Source organism: Acrocarpospora corrugata (assembly GCF_009687845.1).
Taxonomy (GTDB): domain Bacteria; phylum Actinomycetota; class Actinomycetes; order Streptosporangiales; family Streptosporangiaceae; genus Acrocarpospora; species Acrocarpospora corrugata.
This window is the reverse complement of the sequence record NZ_BLAD01000049.1, coordinates 1-18,968: the sequence shown is the minus strand read 5'-3', so window position 1 is coordinate 18,968 and position 18,968 is coordinate 1. Positions and strand designations below refer to the sequence as shown.

At 67.9% G+C, this 18,968-nt stretch carries 19 protein-coding genes and 1 pseudogene; 7 read left to right on the top strand and 13 right to left on the bottom strand.

All coding sequences use genetic code 11. The features are described 5' to 3' along the window. Positions 1-86 precede the first annotated feature (86 nt). The 3 genes from Acor_RS16125 to Acor_RS16115 are packed head-to-tail and all read right to left on the bottom strand — an operon-like array spanning position 87 to position 2,635. Positions 87-1,538, bottom strand: coding sequence for a DUF7059 domain-containing protein (locus Acor_RS16125; RefSeq protein WP_422664810.1), 1,452 nt, complete (start codon positions 1,536-1,538; stop codon positions 87-89). Between the two features lie 15 nt (positions 1,539-1,553). After that, entirely contained in the window at positions 1,554-2,141 is a 588-nt protein-coding gene (locus tag Acor_RS16120; RefSeq protein ID WP_155337471.1) for a TetR/AcrR family transcriptional regulator, read from the bottom strand. After that, a complete protein-coding gene (locus Acor_RS16115) occupies positions 2,138-2,635 on the bottom strand; it encodes a GNAT family N-acetyltransferase (RefSeq protein WP_155337470.1) in 498 nt (165 codons plus the stop codon). The genes Acor_RS16120 and Acor_RS16115 overlap by 4 nt, the downstream gene beginning before the upstream one ends. A gap of 79 nt (positions 2,636-2,714) precedes the next feature. Here Acor_RS16115 and Acor_RS16110 point away from each other — a divergent pair, with 79 nt between their 5' ends. The 3 genes from Acor_RS16110 to Acor_RS16100 all read left to right on the top strand — a co-directional run bounded on the left by Acor_RS16110 (position 2,715) and on the right by Acor_RS16100 (position 5,387). Then, on the top strand, positions 2,715-3,209 hold the full coding sequence (locus tag Acor_RS16110; protein ID WP_155337469.1) for a winged helix-turn-helix transcriptional regulator: 495 nt from the start codon (positions 2,715-2,717) through the stop codon (positions 3,207-3,209). Positions 3,210-3,243: 34 nt separating this feature from the next. Beyond that, a complete protein-coding gene (locus Acor_RS16105) occupies positions 3,244-4,032 on the top strand; it encodes an SURF1 family cytochrome oxidase biogenesis protein (protein ID WP_155337468.1) in 789 nt (262 codons plus the stop codon). A gap of 158 nt (positions 4,033-4,190) precedes the next feature. Then, entirely contained in the window at positions 4,191-5,387 is a 1,197-nt protein-coding gene (locus Acor_RS16100) for an amidohydrolase family protein (protein WP_155337467.1), read from the top strand. Between the two features lie 216 nt (positions 5,388-5,603). Here the strand turns inward: Acor_RS16100 and Acor_RS16095 are convergent, their stop codons facing one another. The 4 genes from Acor_RS16095 to Acor_RS16080 all read right to left on the bottom strand — a co-directional run bounded on the left by Acor_RS16095 (position 5,604) and on the right by Acor_RS16080 (position 11,145). Beyond that, complete coding sequence (locus Acor_RS16095; RefSeq protein ID WP_155337466.1) at positions 5,604-5,960, bottom strand: YkvA family protein; 357 nt, start codon at positions 5,958-5,960, stop codon at positions 5,604-5,606. A 64-nt stretch (positions 5,961-6,024) separates the two neighbouring features. Further along, positions 6,025-6,978, bottom strand: coding sequence for an LLM class F420-dependent oxidoreductase (locus Acor_RS16090; RefSeq protein WP_155337465.1), 954 nt, complete (start codon positions 6,976-6,978; stop codon positions 6,025-6,027). Between the two features lie 2,697 nt (positions 6,979-9,675). Beyond that, complete coding sequence (locus tag Acor_RS16085) at positions 9,676-10,476, bottom strand: bestrophin-like domain (protein WP_170316956.1); 801 nt, start codon at positions 10,474-10,476, stop codon at positions 9,676-9,678. A 48-nt stretch (positions 10,477-10,524) separates the two neighbouring features. Further along, positions 10,525-11,145: a TetR/AcrR family transcriptional regulator gene (locus Acor_RS16080; protein WP_246238683.1), complete on the bottom strand. Its 621-nt coding sequence runs from the start codon at positions 11,143-11,145 to the stop codon at positions 10,525-10,527. Between the two features lie 230 nt (positions 11,146-11,375). Between Acor_RS16080 and Acor_RS16075 the strand changes: the two genes are divergently transcribed. Continuing rightward, complete coding sequence (locus Acor_RS16075) at positions 11,376-11,999, top strand: hypothetical protein (RefSeq protein WP_155337463.1); 624 nt, start codon at positions 11,376-11,378, stop codon at positions 11,997-11,999. 37 nt (positions 12,000-12,036) lie between these two features. Here the strand turns inward: Acor_RS16075 and Acor_RS16070 are convergent, their stop codons facing one another. From Acor_RS16070 to Acor_RS16050, 5 genes are all read right to left on the bottom strand, one after another. Then, complete coding sequence (locus tag Acor_RS16070) at positions 12,037-13,098, bottom strand: aspartate-semialdehyde dehydrogenase (protein ID WP_155337462.1); 1,062 nt, start codon at positions 13,096-13,098, stop codon at positions 12,037-12,039. Further along, positions 13,095-14,369, bottom strand: a complete 1,275-nt coding sequence (locus tag Acor_RS16065; RefSeq protein WP_155337461.1) for an aspartate kinase — start codon at positions 14,367-14,369, stop codon at positions 13,095-13,097. Before Acor_RS16065 ends, Acor_RS16070 begins: the two co-directional genes overlap by 4 nt. A gap of 91 nt (positions 14,370-14,460) precedes the next feature. After that, positions 14,461-14,991: a DUF5063 domain-containing protein gene (locus Acor_RS16060; protein ID WP_155337460.1), complete on the bottom strand. Its 531-nt coding sequence runs from the start codon at positions 14,989-14,991 to the stop codon at positions 14,461-14,463. Then, positions 14,984-15,583 (bottom strand): recombination mediator RecR, encoded by a 600-nt coding sequence (gene recR / locus Acor_RS16055; protein WP_155337459.1) that lies wholly within the window; start codon positions 15,581-15,583, stop codon positions 14,984-14,986. The genes Acor_RS16060 and recR overlap by 8 nt, the downstream gene beginning before the upstream one ends. Positions 15,584-15,588: 5 nt before the next feature. After that, entirely contained in the window at positions 15,589-15,939 is a 351-nt protein-coding gene (locus Acor_RS16050; protein WP_155337458.1) for a YbaB/EbfC family nucleoid-associated protein, read from the bottom strand. 356 nt (positions 15,940-16,295) lie between these two features. Here Acor_RS16050 and Acor_RS16045 point away from each other — a divergent pair, with 356 nt between their 5' ends. The 3 genes from Acor_RS16045 to Acor_RS16035 all read left to right on the top strand — a co-directional run bounded on the left by Acor_RS16045 (position 16,296) and on the right by Acor_RS16035 (position 18,404). Continuing rightward, complete coding sequence (locus Acor_RS16045; RefSeq protein WP_218034318.1) at positions 16,296-17,681, top strand: helix-turn-helix domain-containing protein; 1,386 nt, start codon at positions 16,296-16,298, stop codon at positions 17,679-17,681. A gap of 50 nt (positions 17,682-17,731) precedes the next feature. Then, positions 17,732-18,142 carry a hypothetical protein gene (locus tag Acor_RS16040; RefSeq protein WP_155337456.1) on the top strand — a complete coding sequence of 137 codons (411 nt, stop codon included), beginning with the start codon at positions 17,732-17,734 and terminating at the stop codon, positions 18,140-18,142. Positions 18,143-18,242: 100 nt separating this feature from the next. Then, on the top strand, positions 18,243-18,404 hold the full coding sequence (locus Acor_RS16035; RefSeq protein ID WP_170316955.1) for a hypothetical protein: 162 nt from the start codon (positions 18,243-18,245) through the stop codon (positions 18,402-18,404). Positions 18,405-18,635: 231 nt separating this feature from the next. Here the strand turns inward: Acor_RS16035 and Acor_RS43285 are convergent. After that, positions 18,636-18,968, bottom strand: a pseudogene (locus Acor_RS43285) (DNA polymerase III subunit gamma and tau); the annotation flags it as partial.

Genomic DNA, 18,968 nt, shown 5'->3' with positions numbered 1-18,968 from the left:
ACCGGCGGGTTTCTGAAGGTAGATCTCTATAACATATTCATCACGGCATTCCTGCCAGGAATCCGGAGGACGTGATTCCCCCGCAATCAATCCAGGATCGGAAGCCGGAAGTACCCCTCCGCGATCAACGAGCGCAGGCCGCCCGGGGTCAGTGATTCCTCGCCGAGGATGTCGCCGATGGCGGCCAGCAGTGGGCCCAGGCGGAGGTCGCCGTCGCAGACGCCCGCAAGGGCTGCTTCGACCGTGCCGACCGAGGTGGCGCGGCGCAGGCCACGGGTCTGGCGGAGGACGATCCTGGTCGGGTCCTCTGCGCCGGGGACGCCGACGCGTTCTTCCAGGACGCCCTCGGTCAGGTGGAGCGCGGCGGCCAGTAGGTCGTCGTCGGTGAGGCGGTGGGCGGTGGTGATGCCGTCGAGGATGTCCGGCAGGTAGTCGCCGACGGGGAGTTCGACCTGCTGCGGGAGTTCCTCCACGCGGACCACCGGGTCGAGCGTGCCGGACGCGTGCAGGGTGATCCAGCCGAAGCCGATGCCGGTGACGTTCTGGGCTTCGAACCAGGCCAGCCATTCGTCGTAGCGGTCCCGGTAGACGGGAGTGCCCTGCTCGGCCGCGTCGCGGAGCCAGAGTTCGACATACTCGGCCGGGTCCTGCGCGTCCCGCTGGACGGCCCAGCCGTCGCACCCGGTCTCGGCCAGCCAGCTGCCGACCCGGTCCTGCCAGTCCTCGCCTTTGACGTGCAGCCAGTTGGCCAGCAGCTGGCAGTGGCCGCCGGGGTTGAGGTGGGCGGGCGCCAGCCGTACCAGCTCACGGCAGAAGTCGTCGGCCCGGTGACCGGTCTCCCGGTAGGTGAGCCGGGCCGCGGGGGAGATCACGAACGGCGGATTGGAGACGATCAGGTCGAAGCGCTCCCCGTCGACCGGCTCGAACATCGACCCCTTGCGGACGTCCACGCCCTCGATTCCGGACAGTCCCCAGCTCAACCGGGCCAGGTCGAGCGCGCGCCGGTTGACGTCGGTGGCGACGATGTGGTCGGCCCGTCCGGCCAGATGCAGGACCTGGACACCGCAACCAGTACCCAGATCTAGCGCACGCGAGACCGGACGGCGGCTGACCAACTGAGCCAGGTTCGCGGACGCGCCGCCCGCGCCGACGACGTGATCACGCCGGACCGCGGGATCCCCAGGCCGCACCTTACGATCGGAGACGAGGTAGCCACCCGTCTCCCACGGCTGCAAGTGCACACTGGCCTGGACGGCGTCGCCGACCTTCACCAGCAGGCCGAACTGGACGAGTTCGGCGAGAGGAAGGTCGACGGCGGCAGTGCTGACCGGGACGCCCAGCCACCACAGGCGGATCAGCGCGGCGAGCGGGTCGACGTCCTTGGTGGCCCGCAGCGCGGGCACCAGCTCCTCCCGGGCCAGCGCCGACGCGGCGACGTCCCCCAGCCGCTCACGCACCCCGTCGATGGTGTATCCGGTCTCATCGAACCGGGCCCGAAGCCGTCGCAGCAGGTCAGATGGAGCTTTCACGGAAAGCAAATCTAGCGGCCCCGATCACATCCGCAGACCGGCCCAGGCGGCCTCGCCCAGCTCCTTGATCTCTTCGTCGGTCGGCTGATGCGCACCCGCGAACCAGAGCCGGCACATCTCCTGCGCCGGCCCCAGCCACAACACGTAACACATCGTCGGATGCACCGGTTTGAGCAACCCCGCCTTCATGTGCGGCCGCCACCAATCCGACACCTGCCGGAAGAAGGTCCGCCGCGACTCGGCCACCTCGGCCCCGCCCGGCTCCTCCCGCCGCGGCGGCCGCTCACTGATCAGCAGCCGAGCCCGCTCCGGATGCTCCCCGCACCACGCCATGTGCAGCGCGACGATCCCCTCGATCCCGGCCCGCGCATCGTCATGCCTGGTCAGTTCGGCGATGAACGCTTCCTGGTACATCGCCAGTGTCTCGGAGTACAGCACCCCAAAGACATGTTCCTTGCTGGCAAAATGATGATAGAAACTACCTACGCTGACGCCGCTTTCCTCCCGGAGGCTGGCCAGCGTGCTCGCGGAGACGCCGTCCTGGCTGAACCGGCGCAAAGCGCCCTCGATGATCCGGGTCCGGCCGTCACGACCATTCTTCGCGCTCTTCACACCCTCAATGGTGACGCAACAGAACCTTGTTCTGCAAATGTGAGTTCCGCTCTGACCTGAACTGACCCGGATTCGACGGTCATGACGGCATCCGGCCACGCTCTCCGGATCATGGCGAGCACCCTCCGGTTCTCCCCCAGCACGTCCATCGAGACCCACTCGGCCCCCGTCACCCGCCGCAGCAGCGTACGCACCAGCCGGGACCCCACCCCGACGTTCTGCCACTCGTCGGTCACCACCACGGCGATCTCGACGTCCAGCCCGTCCCGGCAGGCCATCGCATGCCCGACCACCCGCCCCTCCGACACCGCCACGAGCGCGTCCCGCCGCTCGTCCCGGGCCAGTAACGCCCGCAACATGCTCGCGCTCGGCCTGGTCAGCCCCGCGAAAAACCGGTGCGTCTGGGTGTGCAGCGACAGCCCCAGCAGGAAGGCCCGCACCCGCTCCTCGTCATCCGGCCGCGTCGGACGGATCTCGACCTGAGTTCTCTGCATGGACTCAGCCTCCTTTGGCCCAGCTAGGTCTGTCAAGTAGACTCAGATGACGTGGGAGGTAATGGTTACGATGCGGAGCATGGAAGGCGTGACCGATCGGAGCGCGTACCGGCTAGACAACTGTTCGATCGAACGGACCCTTGCCGTGTTGGGCGAGAAATGGACGTTCCTCGTCCTCCGCGAAGCATTCAACGGAGTACGGCGCTTCGCCGACCTCCAGGCCAACACCGGCGCCCCCCGGCAGGTCCTCAGCGCCCGCCTCACCCGCCTGGTGGAGGAGGACCTCCTGCGCAAGGTCCCCTACCAGGAACCAGGCCAGCGCCAGCGCGACGAATACCGCCTGACCCAGAAGGGCGTCGCCCTCTACCCGATCCTGGTCTCCCTGATGCACTGGGGCGATCGGTACGTCTGCGACCCCGAAGGCCCCCCGGTCCTGCTCACCCACCGAGGCTGCGGCGCCCTGATCGAACAACACCTGCGCTGCGCCGACGGCCACGACGTCGCCACACCCCGCGACGTCACCCCGCGACCGGGTCCGGGAGCACGGTTCAGGAGACGCGCCGCAGTCGGCTGACAGGGCAGTCGGGTGGGTGCCTACTCTTGGAGGCGTGTACCGGTTTCTGCTGACCCCTCGCTGGCTGGCGCTGCACGTCGTGGTGCTGCTGGTGATCCCCGCGTTCATCTTTCTCGGGCGGTGGCAGTTCGGGCGGTACGAGGAGCGTTCGACGGCCAGCGACCGTACGACGACGAATCTGGCCGCGGCGCCGGTTCCGCTGGAGGAGCTGGCGACGGTCGGGGGTGCCGTGCCGGAGGGGGACAAGTTCCGGACGGTGACGGTTCGGGGGAGTTACGACGCGGCGCACGAGTGGGTGGTACGGCGGCGTACCCAGAATCAGCGGGTCGGGTTCTATGTGGTGACGCCGCTGGTGACCAGCGCGGGTGCGGTGCTGGTGAATCGCGGCTGGGTTCCGGCGGGGACGGACGCGGACGGCACGCCCTCCGTGCCGAAGCCGCCGACGGGCGAGGTCACCGTCACCGGGCGGCTGCGGCCGGCGGAGACCGAGGAGACGTCCGGGATCCCGAATCGCGCCGGGCTGCCGACCGGGCAGATTCTGCTGGTTGATGACGCCGTGCTGGGGGCGGGGCTGCCGTACCGGCTGTATGGGGGGTTCGTGGAGCTCAGCGGGCAGCAGCCCGCGGCGGCCATCGCGCCGGAGCCGGTGCCGGATCCCGACCCCGGAAGCGGCGGCGGACTGAACCTCGCCTACGGCGTCCAGTGGTGGATGTTCATCGGAATCGCGATCGGCGGCTGGCTGCTACTGATCCGCCGGGAGGCTCGTGATCTTCGGGCCGCGTCGGAATCTGCGCAGAAAACCATGCAATCCGTGTCGCACTGAACCCGCATTTCTCCGCCTGCTCGGGCGATCGCCCGTAAGGTTGAACTAAGCGCCCGATCTGGACGAAAGACCTCAGACGCCCCGGGTGAACGAACGGATACCAACCGGAGACCTCGCAGCTTGTTTGGTGTTATTCCTTGCCTCTACCGTTGACTCCTGTGAACACGCCGCTGCTTCCCGATCCAGAGCCGAGGCGGCGGGACTATGTGATCATCTCTGCCGACGATCATGTGATCGAGCCGCCGGACCTGTTCGAAGATCGTCTTCCGGCCAAGTTCGAGGACTTGGCGCCCCGGGTCGTGGACACCGACTCCGGGCATCAGGTGTGGCGCTACGGCGGCGCCACGTACCCGTGCGCCGGGTTGGACGTCGGGGCCGGCCTGCCCAAAGAGCAGTGGACACTGGAGCCGGTCCGGTTCGATGACATGCGCCCCGGATGTTACGACATCGACGAGCGAGTCCAGGATATGGATCGTGCCGGGATCTGGGCGGCCGTCAACTTCCCCGGCATGCTGGCCGGGCAGGCGGGCATGGCCTTCGCCAGGACCCGCGACCAGGACCTCGGGCTCGCTCTGGTCAAGGCGTGGAACGACTGGCATGTGGACGTGTGGGCCGGCAGCTACCCCGAGCGGATCATCGCGCTGCAACTCCCCTGGTTACCCGACCCGCAGATCGCCGCCTCCGAGATCAAGTCCAACGCGGCGCGCGGCTTCAAGGCCGTGGTGTTCCCCGAATTCCCGACCCGGCTGCGCCTGCCGTCCATCCACAGCGGCCACTGGGACCCGTTCTTCGCCGCCTGCGAGGAGACCGGCACCGTGGTCTGCCTGCACACCGGCGGCTCCTCCTGGGCGCCTGTCCCGTCCACGGACACCCCCATCGAGGCGATCACCACCCTGATCCCCGCCAGCGCGATGTTCGCCTGCGCCGACTGGCTCTGGTCCGGGATCCCGCTCCGGTTCCCCTCCCTGCGCATCCTGATCGTCGAAGGCGGCGTGAGCTGGCTGCCGATGCTCTCCGAACGCGCCGACTACGCCCTCGACCACCCCGTGGCCAGCGAAACCAGCTGGGAAGGCGGCCTCAAGCCGAGCGAGGTCCTGCGCCGCAACTTCTTCTTCGGCTCCCTCGACGACACCGCCCTCAGCGGCGTCCGCATGGCCGTCGGCATGGAACACGTCCTCCTCGAAAGCGGCTACCCCCGCTCCGAATCCTCCTGGCCCGACACCCAGCGCGCCGTCGCCCAACGCCTCGGCAACCTCCCCCCCGCCGACCTCGCCCGCGTCGCCTACGGCAACGCCGCCCGCCTCTTCGGCCACCCCCTCCCATCCCGAGCCTGGCTCCGCATGGAAGAGCTCTAACCCACGAAGGCTCTCGCCCCCGACGCACGCCTGTTCGGGTGAGGAGCTCTAACCTCCGAAAGAGCGCGATCGGCCTCGCTCCGGCCTGACTGCACCTGTTCGGGTGAGTGGGCGAGGAGCTCTAACCCCTGCGAGCGCGATCGGCCTCGCACATCAGCGCCGCGATCGTGGAGCCCTTCGACCCGGCGAAGGTTCGTAGTCACGCACCAGAAGTTTCTAAGGCTTGAGGCCGGGGTTCGGGGTGGTGGGCAGGTGTTGCTGCTGCTCCCAGGTGACGTAGCGGCCGCTTTCGCCGAGGAGGGACGTGGCGAGCCAGAGGAAGACGCCGAAGTCGTCGACTACGCCGATGGCGGGGAGGAACTCGGGGATCGCGTCGATGGGGGAGACGATGTAGAGGATGGTGAGGCCCATCATGCTGAGCTTGCCCTTGCCCAGGCCGCGGTAGTTACCGCGGAGGGCGCCGCCGATCATGCGCGGGATCGCCCGGATGCGGGCCATGAGACCGGGACTGCCCGGCTGGGAAATGTCCTGGTACGCGTGGTAGACCTGTGCCGCTCGCCGAGCCTTCGCCATCGCCGACCTCCAAGGGGCTCAGGAGTGCTTTACCCGAGCTTTCCCCCCGATAACGAACAATCCTTCAGGCACGTTCCGGGGCGAGGTCGCGGACAATCTGAGCGATCGGCGTCTCGCCGGTGGGGATCGGAGCGAGCACCGGGGTGTTGAGCCCATTGGCGACATACTCCGCGATCCTGGCCCGGCAGGTGGCGGCGTCGCCGTGCACGATCAGCTGGTCGACCACCTCGTCCGGGATGGCCTTGACCGCCGCCTGACGATCATTGGCGGCCCACGCCTCGTGCATCGGCCGCAGGACGTCGCCCCGGCCCAGCCAGTCGTGGAACGCCGCGTAGACGGGAACGGTCAGATACGCGGCGAGCATCCGCTTCGCCAGGGCCCGCACCCGATCGGCGTCCTCACTGACGATCACGAACAGCCGGGCGATGAGCTCGGTGCCCTCATCGATCTCCGCCCGCACCTTCCGCACATCCTCCGGCGACAACCAGTTCGTGATCGCCCCATCGGCCTCCGCGGCGGCAAGCCTCAACATCCTCGGCCGCAGCGCAGCCAGCACGATCTTGGGCGCGACCCTGGGCGCCTGGTCCAGCTTGAACCCCTTGATCTCGAACGTCTCATACTTCTCCGTCACCTTCTCACCGGCCAGCGCAGCCCTCAGAAACCTGAGCGTGTCCCTGGTACGCGCATACGGTTTGCTGAACTCGCCCGCATTCCACCGCTCGACGATGACCGGCGAAGAAGCCCCGATCCCCAGCACGAACCGCTCCGGCGCGAGATCGGCCAACGTGGCCGCCGTCATCGCCAGCAGCCCCGGCCCCCGCGTGGACACCGGCACGATCGCGGTCCCCAGCCGCAACTCAGGCGCCCACCCAGCCGCCAGCACCAACGGCGTGAACCCGTCGTTCCCACTCACCTCCGCCGACCACGCATCCGTATACCCCAGCGAAGGCAGCTCCCCGACAAGCTCCCGATCAAGCCCCTGCCCGAAATACGGAATCGTGATACCCCAACGGTCCACAGCCCATCCTTTCGCCAAGCTCACCATACCAACCGGCCGGTACGGCTCGCGCAACCCTTTCCCATTCCCCGATATATGGCCTCTGACGTGCTAGAACAGCACACGTGAAAGCGTCGGGCAAGATCACCAAAGGCGCCGCGTACCTAGCCGCCACCCTCCTAACCACCCCCACAACCACCCCCGCCCTGGCGAATTCACCCCTATCCCCACCCACTGAAAATCCCCCCGACCGCTCCTCCTGCACCCCCCAAACAACCCACCGCCCAAACCCCATCACCCCCTTCCTCCACATCACCCCGTTCCTTCACATCGCACCCACCTGCGCCCAACCACTCACCAACCTCGCCACCCTCCTCACCCCACTCCTCTGCGACCACCGCCCCGAACCCTCCACCAACACCCACACCCTCACGATCAAGCCCTGCCTGAAACCCACCACCCCTCACCAACCGATCACAATCCGCCCATTCCTCGCCATAGCCCCACCTATGACCCCCTGCACCCTGACCCCCTGCACCCAAGGCGAGATCGCAGCCAACGACGAGGTGGCCGACGAAACCACGCCTCCACGATCACAGCCGATCCCAGCGTCTCTGCTCCTATCGCCACCCCCAGTGCCAACTCCGTCCACAACCTCGTGCACGACTCCATCCACGACCCTTTCCACGGCTGCGACTCCGTCCCCATCGCCACCAGTTCCGCCTGCGACTCCGCTCCCGCCCGCCCCCTCGCTCTCGACTCCTCTGACTCTCCAGGCATCCCCCAACTCGACCCCAATCCAGTCGCCGCGACCACCCCTGCCATTGCCCCCTCTCCCGTCCCCACCGGCATTCCCCCCGTCACCGCCACGTCAGGTATCCGAGCTCCCATCACTCGGCCCGGTTCCACTGCCATCACCCACCGCACCCACACTCACTCCACCGACCTCCTCCCCTTCCACATCCCTCCCCACCGGACCAGCGCCTTCGCCCTTCCTCCCATCGCCATCGCCATCGCGGTCTCTTCCGGATTTCCCACGTCCCTTGCCAGGGCCGATTCCGCCGTCATCGTCGACCGGCTCACCGCTTGCGCCGCCGTCGCCGATCTCGCCGTCTCTTCCTGCGCTCGCGCCCTTGTCGCCCGTGCCCTCGGCTTCCGGTCCTTCGCGGCCGGCCGAGATTCCGCCCAAGCCGGACCCAGCGCCGACCATCGTGAGCGCCGGCCCTCTGAAGCCCGGCCCGGAAGCGAGCCCGAAGCCGCCTCAAGCGCTGACACCTCGCCCTGCGGGATCGCCGCAACCCGAGCTCCAACCACGGCCGTCCTCACAAACACCGCAAACCGAGACTCAGCTCTTCGCTCCCCAACAGCCAGCCGCTCCGCAGGCGGAAAGGACATCTCCGCAAGGCCAGCCCCCGACCTTCACACAGCCGAGCGACCCCTTCTCGGGTGGCCCGCAGCCGACCAGCGATCAATCCGCTGCCGCACAACCCACGGGCGCCCCGCCCAATAGCTCACGACCGAGCGAGAACGAGCCCAGCACTCCGGAGCCCAGTGCCACGCAGCCAGCAAGTCAGCAGCCGTTTGGAACCCGGCCAGAAGACACCCTGCCGAACGGAACGCGACCGGGCAGCGCACAACCCGAAGGCACTCCACCAGGCACCCCACAACCTGGGCTTCCGCAGCCTGGCGACGGCCCGCTGAGCGAAGCACGACCGGGCGATACGCAACCAGAAGGCACTCCACCAGGCGACGCCCAACCCAGAAGTCCGCAGCCCACTGGAATCCAACCGGCAGAGCCCCAACCCGGGATTCCGCAGCCTGGAGACGACTCGCCGAGCGAGGCACGACCGGGCGATGCACAGCCAGAAGGCACTCCACCAGGCGACCCCCGACCCCGGCATCCGCAGCCCAGCGGAATCCAACCGGGAGGAGTCCAACTGGGAGGGGATGAATCTGGTGGTGGGCGGGTTGAAGGATCCCAACCGCGTGATGAAGGCTCGCGGCCTAATGGGACACAGTCTGATGAGCGACCTGGTGATGAGGACTCGCAGCCCAGCGGATCACGGCCTGGCGAGCAACCCCGCGATGAGAACTCGCGACCCAACGAAACCCAGCCTGATGAGCAACCCCGCGATGAAGGCTCGCGACCCAGCGGGACGCAGCCTGGCGAGCGGCCCCGTGATGAGGACTCGCGGCCCAATGGGGCACAGCCTGGTAGGCAGCCTCGCGGGGGTGGACCTGTAGGCGGAGAGCCAAAGGCTGAGCGGCCGGGCGTGGACAGGCCGGCTGTTGCCGGGGCTGGGGGTCGGCGGGCGCCGGGCTCTGCCAAGCCGAGCGTGGACAATCCGCGAGATCCGGAATCCGCGGATCCGACGCCTGCGGACCCGTCTGCGAATCCGGCTCCCGCGGGTTCGGCTCCCGCGGGTTCGGCTCCCGCGGGTTCGACCCGCGCTGACCCCCAGGCCGCGGGGCCGGCCGCCGCTGGTTCGCAGCGGTCGAGCTTGGGGGATTCGGGGGGAGGAAGCTCGGTTCCCGGGAGGGGGAGTCGGTTCGGGGCGGCCGTGGGTTCGGGGCGGATTGGCTTGCCGTATTTCGTGAGGGCCGGGCAGGCGGGTGCCGTACCGGGGCGGAGGCGGGAGGCTTCTGCTACCAGTTATGCGGAGCGGCGGAAGGGGACCGAGCGGCAGGTGGTCATTGTGGTGATTTTGACGGGGGTGGTCACTGTGGCGGTTGGGGCTGTTGTGCGGATGCGGGGGAGGTGAGGGGGAATTGTTTGTCGATTTGGTTGTACTGGGTTTGGGCGGATTGGAGGGCTGATGGGTCGATGGCGTCCTCAACCCCGTACGGATGGCTGATCATCTGGATGAAGACGATGCCGATGACCACCGTGGCGATGCGGACCAGGTCGGCGATCATCGAAGGGACGGTGGGGCGCTGCCGCAGAGTCCACGGAAGGACGATCACCAGAAGCCCTGAGATGACCATGGAGATGAAGAAGACGGGTTCCAGCTCAGTGGAGGCGTCGTCGGCGCGGACGGAGCGGGCGTGGCTGACCTCGGAGGCGCGGGCGAGGGCCTCAGTGCGCAGGTTGTTCTCGCCTTCGTTGGCGGGGTTGAGCTTGACCACGGCGGCGCGCAGCTCGTCCAGTGTCTTCCTGGCGACGGGGGAAAGTTCCAGTTTGGCCATCAACGGCCAGTCCAGATCGATCGACTGCGTCGTGTACGCGCGAACCAAGGTCCGAACCTCCGCGCTGCCAGGCAGCGGCGCCGCCGCCCAGTAGAGCTCGGTCAGACTCTCCGCCTCCGCACTCACATCCGCCTCGGACGCCGAAATCGCATCCCGACACAACACCACCGCATACGCCACAACCACCAGAAACACCGCAAGCGCGATATTGACCGCGAAATCGATCGGCCCCGCGCCACCATCGGCATCCTCGTGACCCCTCCGCCGCAGCGAGGTCAGCACTACCCCGGCCAGCACAACGGTCCCCACCGTGAAAACAACGATCCACCCCACGAAACCTCCCCCGATTCCGCTACCGAGCGTAACCGGAGAAGTGGATCATCACTCTCGAAGCTCGCGGACGACCTCGATAAAGTCCCGCGTCACCCCACGCAACCCAGGCAAATACGACAACCCCACCAGCCGATCGACCAACGGCACCGTCCGATCAATCAACCGATAAGTCCGCGCACACCCAGCCGACTGATCATGCACCCAGAACAACACCACACCCATCGACAGCAACCACAACAACTCCGGCAACTCCGCCCGAAGTTCGGCATCCATCCGATCAGTGCACCCATCCACAACCTGCCGATAAATCGCGACAGATGACTCCCGAGCCGGCGCCGAATCCGCACTGAACGGATTCAACGGATTACTCGGCTCCGCAGCATGCTTGAAGAACTTCACCGCGAACTCGTGGTACGGCTCCGACACCCGTACCCACGCACACAAAACCCCCGAAAGCCGCGCCGCGAACGCCCCCTCCGTCGCCAGCACCTCCGCCGAAGCCGCCTCATGCTCCGCCTGCGCCCGGTCGTAGTACGCCTGAATCAACTGTTCTTTAGAGGCGAAGTAGTAATACGCGTTCCCCACCGAAACATTCGCCTCCGCGGCGATCGCCCGCATGGTCGTCGCCTCGAACCCCCGCTCCCGGAACAACCGCAGGGCGGTTTCCACAATCAGCTCCCGGGTCCTCTCGGAAGCTCTCACACGCGGCTCGGGCACATCGGTCACTGTACGGCTCCCGCCCCCGTTAGGTCATGGACCCACCAGATGATGCGCATCCTGGGGCAAACTCTCACGTCACACAGGGATGGGCACAGCATCCCGGTGGGATTGATCTTTTTGGCAACTCCCCCATGACAGAGAGTAACGGGGGATCCGAGGTGCGTTTAAACATCACGTGGTTGAGTGCCGCCGGACTGACGATGGCCGCCGCCCTGCCCATGACCGCGGCCCACGCGGCCACCCAGGACACCAACGAGACAACGATCCGGCACGCCCCGGCGTCCTCGGTCCAGATCCGGCCGCCACACCAGGCACTGCGTACGGAGCACCGGGCCACCGCCCGGCGCAGCAAGATCGCCACCATGAAGGGCAGGCTGCGACAGGGCACCTGGCGGGGCAGGTCGGCCAATATCCGGGTCAGCCACGCCCACGCCATGCGCCGCATCTCCAGAGCCGGGCTGGGCTGGCACGCCTCCGGCAGGTGCACCGACCAGAACCGTCCGTACTGCACCTCGCTCCACTCGATCCGGTACGGCACGCTGATGAAGACCATCGACCTGAAACGCCACAGCCACTGCCGGATCATCATCACCGGCGGCACAGAAACCGGCCACGCCCCCGGCGCTTACAGCCACGGCAACGGCTACAAGGTCGACATCAAACACAATTCATGCGTCGACTCATATATCACCCGAAATTACCGCTTCTACCGTGTTCGAGGGGATGGCGCCAAGCTCTACCGCTCACCCGACGACGACATCTACGCCCGCGAGCCCGACCACTGGGACCTGCTGCTGCGCTGACCGGCCGGGAACCTTTGAGGAGGTTCCCGGCCCCCCATCAGAACTCGGTGGCGACGATCAGCTCGGCGATCTCGGCCGCGTTCAGGGCCGCGCCCTTGCGCAGGTTGTCCCCGCACACGAACAGGTCGAGCGTGTTCGGGAAGTCGATCGCCTGCCGCACCCGGCCGACGTACGTCGGGTCGGTCCCGACGACGTCGATCGGCGTCGGGTAGACCCCGTTGGCCGGGTCGTCCATCAGCACGACCGTGGGCGCGGCCGTCAGCACGCGATGCGCGTCGGCGACCGTGATCTCACTGGCGAACGTGGCGTGCACGGCCAGCGAGTGCGTGGTGATCACCGGCACCCGCACACAGGTCGCCGACACCTTGAGATCCGGGATGCCGAGGATCTTGCGCGACTCGTTCCGCAGCTTCAGCTCCTCGGACGCCCAGCCGCCCTCCTTGAGCGAACCCGCCCACGGCACCACGTTGAACGCCACCGGCGCCGGGAACGGCGACTCCCCCTGCAGCTTGTTCTGCAGCACCTTGCGCACGTCACCGGCGGTCTGCCCGACGGTACGGTCACCCGCCAGCGCCTCGACCTCGTCATAGAGACGGGCGGAACCGGCGACACCGGCCCCGGACACGGCCTGGTACGAAGCCACCACAAGCTCGCGCAAGCTGTACTCCGCGTGGAGTGCGCCCATGGCGGCCATCATCGACAGCGTGGTGCAGTTCGGCGTGGAGACGATGCCGAGCGGGCGGGTCCGCGCGTCGTCCGGGTTGACCTCAGGGACGACCAGCGGAACCTCGGGGTTCATCCGGAAAGTGCCGGACTTGTCGATGGCGATCGCGCCGCGGGCGGCCGCGATGGGCACCCAGTCGGCCGAGACCTCGTCCGGCACGTCGAAGATCGCGATGTCGACGCCGTCGAAGACCTCGGGGGCGAGCGCCTGGACGGCCACGTCCTCGCCGCGGACCCGCAGCAGCTTGCCCGCCGACCGCGCCGAGGCGACCAGGCGGATCTCGCCGTAGATGTCCGCGCGGGAGGAGATGATCTCGCGCATCACGGTGCCGACGGCACCGGTCGCCCCGACCAGGGCAAGAGTGGGCTTGGTCATCGTCCGGTCCCTCCGTACACCACGGCCTCAACCTGGTCGGCGTCGAGGTCGAACGCCGAGTGCGCCGCGTTCACGGCCGCGTCCACCTCGTTCTGCCCGACGATCACCGAGATCCGGATCTCCGACGTGGAGATCATCTCGATGTTCACCCCGGCGTCCGCCAGCGCCCCGAAGAACTTGGCGGTGACGCCCGGGTGCGAGCGCATGCCCGCGCCGATCAGCGACACCTTGCCGATCTGGTCGTCGAAGAGCAGGCTCTCGAACACCACCTGGTCCTGGATCTTCTTCAGCGCGGTCAGCGCGGTCTGCGAGTCCGCCGTCGGCAGCGTGAAGGAGATGTCGGTACGGCCGGTGGCCGCCGCGGACACGTTCTGCACGATCATGTCGATGTTGATCCCGGCGTCCGCCAGTGTGCGGAAGATGGCGGCGGCCTCGCCCACCTTGTCCGGCACCCCGACCACAGTGATCTTGGCCTCGCTCCGGTCGTGCGCGACGCCGGAGATGATGGGCTGCTCCATCTCGGTTCCTTCGGTCTTGGGATCGGAGAAGACCCGGGTGCCTTCCCTGGTGCTGAACGAGCTTCTGACATGGATCGGGACGCTGAACCTGCGCGCGTACTCGACGCAGCGCAGGTGCAGGATCTTCGCCCCGCAGGCGGCCATCTCCAGCGTCTCCTCGTACGACAGGTACGGGATCTTCTTGGCCCGCTTCACGATCCGCGGATCGGCGGTGAAGATGCCGTCCACGTCGGTGTAGATCTCGCAGACGTCCGCCTGCAGGGCCGCGGCCAGCGCGACCGCCGTCGTGTCCGAGCCACCGCGGCCGAGGGTGGTGATGTCCTTGGTGTCCATCGAGACGCCCTGGAACCCGGCCACGATCGCGATGTAGCCGTTCCTGAGCGCCTCCCGCAGCCGCGACGGAGTCACGTCGATGATGCGCGCCTTGCCGTGCGTGGAGTCGGTGATCACGCCCGCCTGCGAGCCGGTGAAGCTGCGCGCCTCGTGCCCGAGGTTGGCGATCGCCATCGCCAGCAGCGCCATCGAGATGCGCTCACCCGAGGTCAGCAGCATGTCGAGTTCGCGCCCCGGCGGCAGCGGCGACACCTGCTGAGCCAGGTCCAGCAACTCGTCGGTGGTGTCGCCCATCGCGGAGACGATCACGACGACTTCGTTGCCGGCTTTTTTCGTCGCCACGATGCGCTGCGCGACCCGCTTGATGCAGGCAGCGTCGGCAACGGACGAACCACCATATTTCTGGACAACGAGCGCCACTGGCTGTCTCCCGTACGAATCAGGACGTGGAGCTCACAGTCTAACGGCGCGTCTCACAGTGCCAACGGGTTTAGTCCGCCATCCGGACAGCTCACACCGTGGTAGTCTCTTCGGCCACGTCAAGCCGGGTGTGCGCGACCAGCGCCTGCAGCGCGCGCAGCGCCGCCCCGGCGTGATTGCCCCAGGTGTTGAAGTAGGAGTACTGCCACCACCACAGCGCCTCAAGCGGACGCCCGGCCCGATAGTGGCGCAACCCGTGAATCAGATCCGCCGCCACCGCCGTCAAGTCATCCGACAGCCGGTACGGCGTGACCGCCGTGTCCTTGTACGGATCGAACACCTCGGCATAGTCGTCGACCGGGCCCAGCCGGGCGGCCAGAGCCGTACGCAACGGGTCTATGTCCGGGTCCTCGCTCAGCGCGGGCTCGAAGTTGCCCTGCAGGATCACGTCCTGCACCGCCGCCAACTGCGTTCCGGCCAGACTGACCTGGGCCACCTCGACCAGCAGCAGCGGCAGGATGGCATCCCCGCCCTCGCCGCCGGCCAACCTGGTCAACCCGTCCAGATAGTTCTGCGCGTGCCCGGACACCCGGTCGGCCAGCGCGTTCCACTCGTCAAACATCCAGCAGCCTCCGTCCCTCGAAAGCGCGGCCCAAGGTGACCTCGTCGGCATACTCGAGATCACCGCCCACGGGCAGACCGCTGGCCAATCGTGTCACTCTGAGTCCCATGGGCTTGACGAGCCTAGCGAGATATGTCGCCGTCGCCTCACCTTCCAGGTTCGGGTCGGTCGCCAGGATCAACTCCGTCACCGCGCCGTCGGCCAGCCGGGTCATCAGCTCCCTGATCCGCAGGTCGTCGGGGCCGACGCCGTCGATCGGGCTGATCGCGCCGCCGAGCACGTGGTAACGCCCGCGGAACTCACGGGTCTTCTCGATCGCGATAACGTCCTTGGACTCCTCCACCACGCAGATCACCTGCGGGTCGCGGCGCGGGTCACGGCAGATCCGGCAGTCCTGCTCGGCGGCCACGTTCCCGCACACCCGGCAGAACCGGACCTTCTCCTTGACCTCCAGCAGCGCGTGCGCCAGCCGCTTCACCTCGGCCGGGTCGGCCGCGAGCAGATGGAACGCGATCCGCTGCGCGCTCTTGGGACCGACGCCGGGCAGCAGCCCGAGTTCGTCGATGAGGTTCTGGACGACGCCTTCGTACATGACCGTCAGAATCCGGGGAGCTGGCCGAAACCGCCCCCGCCGAGGCCCTGCGCGAGCGGGCCGAGCTTCTCCTGCTGGAGCTCGGAGGCGGCCCTGACCGCGTCCCGCACGGCGGCGATCACCAGATCGGCGACGGTCTCCGCGGTCTCCTGGGGGTCCTTCACGTCGATCGCCTTCGGGTCGATCGTGAGTTCGAGCAGCTCACCGCTGCCGTTCACGACCGCCACCACCATGCCGCCGCCCGCGGTGCCCTCCACCTGGGCCTCGTTCAGCTCCTGCTGGGCCGATGCGAGCTGCTGCTGCACCAGCTGGGCCTGCTCCAGCAACTGCTGCAGGTTCACATCTCCTGGGTTCACAATCGTGCGCTCCTCAGCCGGATGGCGACATGCCGTCGCGACGAGCCTACGGTGTTCGCGGCTCATCTGAACACCTGGCGCACAGCGCGTGTTCCTCCCCAGCGGGAGCCCCAGGCCGGATCCCGGCCCCCCTCCAAGCGTCCGAGACCCGGCCCCAACCACACCAGGTCGGCCGCGGCCCGGTGTGGTGCGGCAAACCTAGCCCGCCGAACGTTGCATACAGGTTGCGATCAACCGGTTACTCCTGGAGATTGTCGGAATCGGTTGCGAGCCCCTTCCGGTCCACAGAGGCTTGTCCGGGAAGGCTGGGGATGACAATGCTGGAAACGCGACTCCGACGGATGCATGAGGCCGTGATGTCCGGAAACGCACCGCAGGGGGAGAGCCCCCGGACGGTCATCTCCGCGTCCTGGCGGCGCTCGCTCGCGGCGGGCATCCACCCGGAGGTCCGGGCCGCGCCTCTCGTCTACGACGTCGGCGACATCGGCGACGCGCGGTCGGCGCACCCGCTCAGCGAGCTGCTGCCGCTGCTGAACCACACCCTGCTGCAGATCGCCGACGAGGCCGCGCACATCATGGTGGTCACCGACGCGGACGGCCACATTCTCTGGCGGGACGGGCACCGCGAGGTCCTCCGGCACGGGGACACGATCGGGCTGGCCGACGGATTCGCCTGGTCCGAGGAGGCCGTGGGGACCAACGGCATCGGAACCGCGCTGGCGACCGGGCGGCCGACTTCGGTGTACTCCGCCGAGCATCTGATCAAGGTGCTGCACCACTGGTCCTGCGTCGGGTCGCCGATCATCGACCCCGACAGCGGGGAGGTGCTCGGCTGCATCGACATCAGCGGGACGACCGAGACGCTGCCGCCGGCCACGGTCGCGCTGGTCGGGGCCGCGGCGCGGCTGGCCGAGAGCCACCTGGCGTTGCGGATGCGCGAGTCTGATGAGCGGATCCGGTCCCGGCACCAAGGGCGGCTGCGGGCTTCCGGGCTGCTGGTGACGCCGTCAGGGCGGGTCATCGGCGGGGAGCGCATCGCGGTGCCGGTGACCGGCGGAGAGCGGATCACGCTGCCGGTGGGCGGAGATCGGGTGGTGCTCCCCGACGGGCGCTCCGCGCGGGTGGAGTCGCTTGGGGACGCTTATCTGATCATGCCGTACGGGGTGTGGGACACGCCTCGGCTCAGTCTCACCCTGCTCGGAACCGAGCGGCCGCACGCGGAACTGGACGGCGTGCGGGTGCCGCTGTCGCTGCGGCACGCGGAGATACTCGCGCTGCTGGCCTCGCATCCCCGGGGTCTCACGGCCGACCAGCTGTCCTTTCTGCTGTACGGGGATGCCGGCAACCCGGTGACGATCCGGGCGGAGATCCATCGGCTGCGGGCGGTGCTGTCCGGCGCGGTGGCGGCGAAACCCTATCGGCTGGTCGGAGAGGTCGAAGCGGATGTGCTGACCGTCCGGGAGGCGCTGTCCCGCGGGGACCTGGTCACGCTCACGCGCCTGTACCAAGGGCCGCTGTTACCCCGGTCGGAATCGCCCGCGTTGCGGCGCGAACGGGACGAGCTGGACGCGCGGGTACGCTCCGAGCTCCTCGCCAAAGGCTCCGTCGACGATCTGTGGATCTTCGCGCAGACCCCTACCGGGCATGACGACTTCGAGATCCTCGAACACATCATCAACCGCACGTCGGTCAACGATCACCGCCATGCGGCTGCGCTGGTACGGCTCAGCGCTGACGCGTAGGGGGGCTTGTGGCGGTCGGCCGGTTGCTGGTGGCGCTTGCGGTGATGCTGATGATCATTCCATCGGGAGGGGAGTTGGACGGGTTCGTCATCGAGCGTGTCCCGGTGGACGGACAGGTCTCGGACTTTCGCTACGAGTGGGAGGACGTGCGGTTCGTGTCCCGGGTCTGGGAGCGTGAGATCGACGGCGCCACCCAGGTGGATCTGAAGATCGCGATTCTGCGGGGGGCTCGGTTGAAGACACCGGCCGCGCTGCGGGCATTCCTGCGCGAGTACTACGAGCGCGACCCGGGGACCTGGCATCTGGAGGAGTTCCGGAACGGGCCTTGGCGGGGGTATGTCAACGACTCAGAAGCTTTCTGGCTCGTATCCGAGGGCGTAGCCATCACGATCAGGACCCCATCCGGCGTCGTCACGCCGCAGGAAATCCGCAAGACAGCACTTTCCATCCGAACCGCGTGACCAACCCGCCCTACCGTGGGTGGTTCACCCCGCCTCAGCGGGTGCTCGGTCAACCCAACCCACCGTGGATCCCCGCCCCACATGGCGTGTGATCTTCGTGGTGGGAGGGCACCTCGCGGTGGCGCGGTCGGCATTTGGCCGACCACCGGGCTGGCCGACCACCGGGCTGAAGGTGCTGGCCCGCAACGGCGTCGTGGACGCGGGCGCGTCCGGGCTGATGACCACCCTCAAGACGCCTGCCGAGATGGTCGCGGAGGCGTAAGCGGCCTTCCTGGCCGCAGACCCGGCCGCCCCTCCGAACTCGCCGGTGGGGTCCATGGCTGCGTCGGACATGTGCGTCGGCAACCCCGCCCCACCGCAGATCTCCCACGCCCGGAGAGGGTTCCGTCAATCGCACGCCGAGTACCGCTTCGATGAGGGGAACCAGCGGCCGATCTTCGCCCGACCCGACCCACCGTGGCGTGGTTCTCGACCTGCCTGGGAGGGCGTTCCGTCAGGGTTGGGAGTGGTCGACTTCTTGGATTACCCGGCCGCCCAGTTCTCGTTGGAGGAGGGCTAGGCCGCTTAGTTCGCCACTGTCGTTGTAGGTGTCCGGGTCGTCGGCGGGGCCGGACGTTTTGCGTGGGGGGATGGAGTCCGGCCAGGTTTGGCGGGGGCCGGCTTGGGAGGCTGCGCGGGCTGCTGATTTGGCGGCGGCGATGCCTGTGGCGGCTCTGGGGGGGGCTTGTGGTGGGGCGGGGGAGTCGAAGTCGTCTGAGGGGGCGTCGGGCCAGGATTCGTCCGTTGTCGTGGGCGGAGCCGGCTTGGGGTCGGGGGTGCGTGGAGG

Excerpts from the sequence above, each read along its gene's own strand:
- recR (WP_155337459.1), bottom strand. The coding sequence starts at position 15,583 with ATGTACGAAGGCGTCGTCCAGAACCTCATCGACGAACTCGGGCTGCTG.
- Acor_RS16115 (WP_155337470.1), bottom strand. The coding sequence starts at position 2,635 with ATGCAGAGAACTCAGGTCGAGATCCGTCCGACGCGGCCGGATGACGAG.
- Acor_RS16110 (WP_155337469.1), top strand. The coding sequence starts at position 2,715 with ATGGAAGGCGTGACCGATCGGAGCGCGTACCGGCTAGACAACTGTTCG.
- Acor_RS16070 (WP_155337462.1), bottom strand. The coding sequence starts at position 13,098 with ATGACCAAGCCCACTCTTGCCCTGGTCGGGGCGACCGGTGCCGTCGGC.
- Acor_RS16060 (WP_155337460.1), bottom strand. The coding sequence starts at position 14,991 with ATGTTTGACGAGTGGAACGCGCTGGCCGACCGGGTGTCCGGGCACGCG.
- Acor_RS16040 (WP_155337456.1), top strand. The coding sequence starts at position 17,732 with ATGATCATTCCATCGGGAGGGGAGTTGGACGGGTTCGTCATCGAGCGT.
- Acor_RS16045 (WP_218034318.1), top strand. The coding sequence starts at position 16,296 with ATGTCCGGAAACGCACCGCAGGGGGAGAGCCCCCGGACGGTCATCTCC.
- Acor_RS16095 (WP_155337466.1), bottom strand. The coding sequence starts at position 5,960 with ATGGCGAAGGCTCGGCGAGCGGCACAGGTCTACCACGCGTACCAGGAC.